This is a genomic window from Antarcticimicrobium sediminis (assembly GCF_004348975.1).
GTDB classification, from domain to species: Bacteria; Pseudomonadota; Alphaproteobacteria; order Rhodobacterales; family Rhodobacteraceae; genus Antarcticimicrobium; species Antarcticimicrobium sediminis.
Window position 1 is genome coordinate 155,798 of sequence record NZ_SMFP01000012.1, and the last position, 6,839, is coordinate 162,636.

The 6,839-nt window shown below is 58.8% G+C and carries 6 protein-coding genes; all 6 read left to right on the forward strand.

Annotation, left to right across the window (positions count from 1 at the left end):
- Window positions 1-70 precede the first annotated feature (70 nt).
- The 6 genes from E1B25_RS17085 to E1B25_RS17110 all read left to right on the forward strand — a co-directional run bounded on the left by E1B25_RS17085 (window position 71) and on the right by E1B25_RS17110 (window position 6,221).
- On the forward strand, window positions 71-1,636 hold the full coding sequence (locus tag E1B25_RS17085) for an AMP-binding protein (RefSeq protein ID WP_132830763.1): 1,566 nt from the start codon (window positions 71-73) through the stop codon (window positions 1,634-1,636).
- Window positions 1,633-2,484, forward strand: a complete 852-nt coding sequence (locus E1B25_RS17090) for a MaoC family dehydratase (RefSeq protein WP_132830764.1) — start codon at window positions 1,633-1,635, stop codon at window positions 2,482-2,484. Before E1B25_RS17085 ends, E1B25_RS17090 begins: the two co-directional genes overlap by 4 nt.
- Window positions 2,485-2,510: 26 nt before the next feature.
- A complete protein-coding gene (locus E1B25_RS17095) occupies window positions 2,511-2,915 on the forward strand; it encodes a PaaI family thioesterase (RefSeq protein ID WP_165937652.1) in 405 nt (134 codons plus the stop codon).
- Between the two features lie 198 nt (window positions 2,916-3,113).
- Entirely contained in the window at window positions 3,114-3,680 is a 567-nt protein-coding gene (locus E1B25_RS17100) for a TRAP transporter small permease subunit (protein WP_132830767.1), read from the forward strand.
- A complete protein-coding gene (locus tag E1B25_RS17105; RefSeq protein WP_132830769.1) occupies window positions 3,680-4,990 on the forward strand; it encodes a TRAP transporter large permease in 1,311 nt (436 codons plus the stop codon). Before E1B25_RS17100 ends, E1B25_RS17105 begins: the two co-directional genes overlap by 1 nt.
- A 127-nt stretch (window positions 4,991-5,117) precedes the next feature.
- Window positions 5,118-6,221 (forward strand): C4-dicarboxylate TRAP transporter substrate-binding protein, encoded by a 1,104-nt coding sequence (locus tag E1B25_RS17110; RefSeq protein ID WP_132830771.1) that lies wholly within the window; start codon window positions 5,118-5,120, stop codon window positions 6,219-6,221.
- Window positions 6,222-6,839: the final 618 nt, after the last annotated feature.

A 6,839-nucleotide genomic window follows, 5' to 3' on the forward strand; every position in this document is an offset into this window, starting at 1 on the left:
AAAACAATCATGATTGACTTTTATTTGTCGGACGGGCAAGTAATGTCAACGACTGAGGGGGAGGACTTTCATGTTGGATCTGACGTATTCAGGCGGCACTGTTGGGCGTCTGATCGCCGATGCCGTAACACGGTTTTCGGACCGGCCGGCGCTGGCTGACGATCACGTCCGCTGGACTTATTCACAGCTTGGCGATGTCATCGGGCGTTTACTCACGCTCTACCGACAACTGGGGTTGAAGCCCGGTGATGGTATCTGCATGGTCACGGGCAATCGGGTCGAGGCTTGGGCGGCTACTTGCGCATCAAACGTCATGGGGCTGCGCCATACGCATCTGCACCCGATGTCGGTCGAGGATGATCACGCCCACATCCTGCAGGATTCACAGGCCACCACGCTGATCGTTGACAGCCGCAAGTTTGCCGGGCTGGGCCAAAGGCTGAAGGCCCGTTTGCCGCAGGTGCAGCGGCTGTTGTCGCTGGGGCAGGTCGAGGGCGCGACGGATATCCTGGCGCGTATCGAGGGTCTAGAGGCTGCGCCGCTGGTCTGCCCCTGCGATCCCGAGGACACAATGCTGCTGACCTACACCGGTGGTACCACGGGCAAGTCCAAGGGCATAGATATGCCGCACCGGGCGATCGTGACAATGTCCTCGATCATCGCGGCGGAGTGGGAATGGCCGCAAAATTTACGCTACATGGCGATGACCCCGATCAGCCATTCTGCGGGGGTGAAGATTTACCCGGTCATGTCGCGCGGCGGCTATACCCGGCTGGTCGACGGGTTCGACGTTGAGAGCTTTTGTCAAATTGTTGCCGAAGAAGGTATCTCCGCGACCTTCCTGGTGCCGACGATGCTCAATGCAATGTTGCAACGGCCCAAGATAGTGGAGAACTATGACCTGTCAAGCCTAGGCCTGATCATCTACGGAGCTGCTCCGATGGCTCCTGATCAGATGCGCCGAGCGATCGAGAGTTTCGGGCCGGTTTTTCTTCAACTTTACGGCCAGTCTGAGGCGCCGGAATGCATCACTACGATGCGGGTGGCTGATCACGACTTGGCGCGCCCAGACCGGCTGGCTTCCTGCGGGCGTGCAACCATGCTGTGCGAGGTGACGCTGCTGGATACCGGCCTGAACGAGGTGCCGGACGGTACGCCGGGTGAGCTTTGCGTACGCGGGCCACTAGTGATGAATGGGTACTGGGGTTTGCCCGAACTCACCGAGGAGGTCTTTCGCGGCGGCTGGTTACACACCGGCGACGTGGCCTGGCGTGACAGCGACGGGTATTACTACATCGTTGATCGTACCAAGGACATGATCATCTCGGGTGGATTCAACATTTACCCGCGCGAAGTCGAGGATACTCTCGCGGCCCATCCGGCCGTGGACATGGCTGCTGTGATCGGCGTGCCGGACGCCAAGTGGGGCGAAGCTGTGACGGCTTTCGTCGTGCTGCGCGACGGTAAAAGAATTACGCCAGAGGAGCTGATGGCCCACGTAAAGGCCGAGCGCGGCGGGCCTTGGGCCCCCAAGACAATACATTTTCTGGATGAACTGCCGCTGACGGGGCTGGGCAAGCTGGACCGAAAGTCCCTGCGCAAGCCCTATTGGGAAGGGCGCGCGCGCGACATATGACCCAGGTCCCTATTCAGTACGACCGCGTCTTGGCGCAAACCGCAGAGACGCTTGTGTCCTGGAGGCCCGAGGACGCGTTGCTATATGCCCTAGCCATCGGGATGGGGGCTGAAAATCTGGCCTATGTTTATGAACGTGACCAGCGGGTTTTTCCGACCTTCGCTGTCATCCTGGCCTTTCAAGGCGGGCCGTTGTCAGACTTGGCAATTGATCCGCGCTTCTTGCTTCATGGCGAGCATGCGTTAGTGCTTCACCGGCCCCTGCCTGTCGCCGGCAAGGGGGTCGTGCGGGGCCTGATGACCGGGGCCTGGGACAAGGGGGCGGGACGCGGAGCGATCTTTCGCGAGGAAAAGCAGATTGTCCTTCAAGGGGAGGAGCTGCCTCTGGCCACGATCACTACTACGTCCTTCGGCCGGGCCGAGGGAGGTTTTGGCGGCCCGCGTGAGGGGCAGCCCGCTCCGCATCCGCTACCCGGTCGTGCTCCCGACGCGGTGGTGCACATGCGGACAGGGGCGGATCAGGCCCTTCTGTATCGGCTGTGTGCTGACCGAAATCCGCTGCATGCGGATCCGAAGTTTGCGCGTGAAGCTGGGTTTTCCGGGCCGATCCTGCATGGACTTTGCACCTATGCAATCTGCGCTCGGGCGGTGCTGTCGCACTACGTTGGAATGGACGGAGGGCGGCTACGGTCTCATGCGCTGCGGTTTTCGGCCCCGGTCTATCCGGGAGAGGTGCTGCGGGTCGAGATGTGGCGCGACGGTGTGGTCATCTCGTTTCGTGCATTGGTCGAAGATCGAGACACGGTGGTCGTCACGAATGGAAGAACTGAACTGGGAGAGCCCGAATGACTGAAAGCCCTTATCGGCAATATCTAATGGACGAAATTACCATGGGGTCTCCCGTGGCGAAAGGGTTGGGGCTGGAACTGGTGAAGGCGGCCCCGGAACTGACAGTTTTGCGCCTGCCATTTCGTCCTGAGAACACTACCTTTGAGGATGTGGTGCATGGGGGCACAATCGCCACGCTGATCGATATCGCTGCAGCCGCCGGTTTTGTCGCCGGTGCGGGTGAAGGGGTGGTGGGTGGCGTCACATCGGCCTTGTCCATAAACTACCTGTCTGCGGCGCGCGGCTGCGACCTTCTGGCCGAGACACGGCCTTTGCGGCGGGGGCGTTCGCAAACCACTTGCGAAGTTACGGTGCTGGACACCGAAGGGCATCTGATCGCCAAGGGAACAGTCACAAACCGGGGGTTTGCAGCACCGGTCGGAACAGCGTGATGGGCCATACCTTCAAATCAGCTGGGGGCTTCGAAAAAAACTTTGCCAAGCTGATCCAATGAAGAATTTGTAATTTTCGACACGCCTTCGTCCTTTTTGCTGTTCATCACCAAACAATCATATTCGACTGTTTTTTAATGGCAGTGTTTTGGGCGATGGAGGGCGCGGGGCGATGCCTGAGCGTAAAGGGGAGACGACATGATCAAAATTCCGGAACTTCTGGCGACATGGTTCTCGAGGGGGTTGATGGCGCTGTCTTGCCTGGCGCTGCTGGCAATGGCCCTCCATGTGACCGCGGACGTGGTGATGCGCACCTTCTTTAACAGCCCAATCCCCGGTACGCTCGAAATTGGCACGCATTATTACATGATTGCTGTGTCGTTCTTGGCGCTTGGCCAGGTTCAGATCCGCGACGGCCATGTCGCGGTCGAGTTCGTGGTGCACAGCCTAAAGGCTCGGCCCCGCATGGTTTTGGAGTTCCTGGCCCTGCTGGTTACCTTCGTTTTCAGCGTGATTTACCTGAACATGTCCTGGGTTTCGGCGGCGCAGAAGACCGCGCGACGGGAATATGTGCTGAGCCAGGACAATATTCTGCTCATCTGGCCCTCGCGCTGGATCCTCGTGGTCAGCGTCGCCGCCTTCTTGCTGGTGTTGCTGGTCCAGATGGTCCGCATGGGACAGGCTCTGTGGCAGGGCCATGTTCGCAGGGTTGGGGAACTGATGGATGAAGACCGGGTAGAGCCGGCTGAAGAGGAGGCGCGCTGATGTCGCTGATGCTGATTGGGTTCCTGGGGCTGGTGGCCCTTGTCGTTATGCTGGCCATTCGCGTACCGGTCGGCATTGCGCTGTCGGTCGTGTCGCTGATCGGGATCACATTGGTCCGGGGCCCGAATGCGGCCTTCGGCGCGCTGCGCTCGCTGCCCTATGACTTCACTGCTGTCTGGACACTATCGGCCATCCCCATGTTCCTGCTGGCGGGTTCTGTTGTGTCGAACAGCGGCATGACCACAAGCCTCTTCAAGGCGATGCGGGTCTGGCTTGGCTGGTTGCCCGGCGGTGTGGCGGTGGCCACGAACTTTGCTGGAGCGGGTTTCGCGGCGGCTTCGGGGTCGTCAATTGCGACCACCGCGACACTGGGTCGGATCGCCGTGCCCGAGATGCTGGATAGCAAGTATGACCCGGGCTTGGCCACAGGGGTGGCTAGCGCGGTCGGCACATTGGGGGCGGTGATCCCGCCCAGTATTATCATCGTTCTCTATTCGATCTTCGCTCAGGCCCCAGTAGGGCAGGTGCTGATCGCGGGAATTATCCCGGGTCTGCTGACCGCTTTTTGCTATGCCGCGATGATCATCATCCGCTGCACATTGAATCCGAAGCTCGCGCCTCGCGTGATAGGACCCAAGCTTACCCTGCGCGAACACCTGAGGCTCGTGTCGGCAATCTGGCCGCTACCTCTGCTGGTGCTCTGCGTCGTCGGCGGCATCTATTCCGGCATTATGACTGCGACCGAGGCGGGTGCCGTTGGTGCGGTTTTGGCGATCCTTACATCGATGCTGCAGTTCCGCTTTAGTTTGACCATGCTGCGCAGCAGTCTGATTGATGCGGCGGGGACCACTGCCAGCCTGTTAATGATAGCCATTGGCGCGATCCTTTTTACCCGGTTCCTGGCACTGTCCGGTGTGCCGACCATCCTTTCGGACCTTATCGCGATGAACGACACCAGCCAGCTCTCGATCGTGCTGTCGATCGCCGTGGTTTATCTTTTCCTTGGCTGCTTCTTGGATCCGTTGGGGGTGCTGCTGCTGACCCTGCCTGTACTGCTTCCGGTCTTCGAAAGTGCCGATATTAACCTGATCTGGATCGGCATCATCCTAGTGAAGTTCATCGAATTGGGGATGCTGACGCCCCCGGTCGGGTTGAACGTCTTTGTCATGAAGGGAGTGATCGGTGATCGCGTCTCACTGCCCACGATCTTTAAGGGGGTGGGGTGGTTCCTGCTCGCTGAGGTCGTGGTCATGGTGCTGTTGGTCTCTTTCCCTCAGATTACTCTGTTCCTGCCCAACTTCATGGAATGACCGGCATTGCCTGTGGAAAAGGGGTTGGCAGATTGCGGATCTGCAAATAACATTCAATCAAGATTGTTTTTAATTATCGAGTCGCCGGTTGGTGGCTTAAGCGAAAACGGACCTAGGGGAGGATACGATGGGAAAATTTAGAAATACGGCGCTGGCTGCGGCATTGGGGGTCTCGACGGTAATTCCGGCGCAGGCTGCCGACATGAACATCGTCTACGCGACGTTCTTGGGGCCGAACGCGAGTTTGGTGAAAGACGGCGTGGTTGTGTTCCTGGATTACGTCAAGGAACATTCGGACGGCGCCATCGACTACACGCTGCACAGTGGTGGATCGCTGCTTAGCGCGACAGGGATGCTGGAAGGGATCCGCGACGGGATCGCCGACGGAGGCCAGATTTTGGGCGTTTACAACCCAGCTGAACTGCCGGTGACGAACGTGGTGATGGGGCTCGCTCCCGCGATGACTAGCGATCCACGAGCGGTCGCGGCGGCGCTGACAGAATACATTCTGCTCGAGTGCCCCCGCTGTATCGGGGAATACGAGGAGAACAACGTCCAATATATCGGTAGCTGGGCTACCAGCCGCTATGCCATGCTCTGTGCCGCCCCGGTCAACGGTCTGGACAGCCTGAAGGGTCGCAAGGTCCGCGCGTCGGGCGAATGGGCTGGAATTGGTGCCGCGTTGGGGATGACGCCGGTGACTATGTCCTTGGGAGACACCTACGAGGCGCTACAGCGCGGTCAGGTAGACTGCACCCTTGGCGAGATCAACTGGATGACCAACAATTCGTTCGGAGATGTTGCCAAATATGGGATCGAACTGGACCAAGGCATTTCCTACATTGGGCCGGTCTTCAGCCTGCGCAAGGACATGTGGGATGATCTGAGCGATGAGCACAAGCAGGTCTTTTACGAGGGGACCGCTCGCGGCATGATCAACGGCGCAATCCAGACCGTCGCCTCGAACCAAGACGCCAAAGACATGGCAGACGAGAAAGGCTGGGTTATCGCGCCGCCCTCGGATGACATCAAGGAAAAGCTTGAAACGGTGCCGCCGAAGGTGCGTGCTGCGCTGATCTCACGCAGCGAACAACTCGGGATTGAGAACTCCGAGGCCATCATTGATGGCTTTTTGGCCAAGCTGGAGAAGTGGGATGAAATCGTTGCCAAGACGCCAGATCAGGATGCGCTGGTCGAGCAGGTAATGATCGAGATCTACGACAAGCTCTAAACCTCCCCGGGCATGCCGAGATACGCCGTCGCCCTATGTCTTCTGGGCGGCGGCCTGTCTTCGAGGCGCCTGAGGTAGATGAGCACTCGGGTAGGAAGCGCGCGGTGTTTGGCAAGGTGCCCACGTAAGGCAGTAATTATTCGGGTATGCCTCTGCGACCGCATACGAAACAGCGATACGCTGTTCTGCCGTCGTTCCCGCCATGAAGCACATGGTGGGCCCAAAAGCAGCGTCGACCGTCGCCTCGGTGCCCAGCGCATCGTTCATCGTCTGATTGTTGCGCAGCACCCGCCGTTCCCGAAGCTATAGTATCATTAGGTCCTTCGATCCGTTGAGTGCATTGTCTAAGTGGCAGAGGTGCAAAAATTGGTCGCGCAAGTGTCTTGCGAGGGCAAGGAGGAGGGGCGTCTGACGGCAACAAAAGGTGTCGAACTCATTATTCCGAAACAATGGCCGACCAAATGAGGTGCGGAAAAAATAATTTGGAACAGTGGATTGGCATTGATGATGTAACTGCCCCCCGACGGCATCTGTGTGCCAAGGTGGGTCTTTGAGGATCCACAAAGGAGAGCGGTCATGTCAGAGATTATCACGGTCGGGCTCGATCTGGCGAAGAAT

Bases quoted from the DNA above. Each gene is read 5' to 3' on its own strand.
- E1B25_RS17090 (WP_132830764.1), top strand. From the start codon at position 1,633: ATGACCCAGGTCCCTATTCAGTACGACCGCGTCTTGGCGCAAACCGCA.
- E1B25_RS17110 (WP_132830771.1), top strand. From the start codon at position 5,118: ATGGGAAAATTTAGAAATACGGCGCTGGCTGCGGCATTGGGGGTCTCG.
- E1B25_RS17085 (WP_132830763.1), top strand. From the start codon at position 71: ATGTTGGATCTGACGTATTCAGGCGGCACTGTTGGGCGTCTGATCGCC.
- E1B25_RS17100 (WP_132830767.1), top strand. From the start codon at position 3,114: ATGATCAAAATTCCGGAACTTCTGGCGACATGGTTCTCGAGGGGGTTG.
- E1B25_RS17095 (WP_165937652.1), top strand. From the start codon at position 2,511: ATGGACGAAATTACCATGGGGTCTCCCGTGGCGAAAGGGTTGGGGCTG.
- E1B25_RS17105 (WP_132830769.1), top strand. From the start codon at position 3,680: ATGTCGCTGATGCTGATTGGGTTCCTGGGGCTGGTGGCCCTTGTCGTT.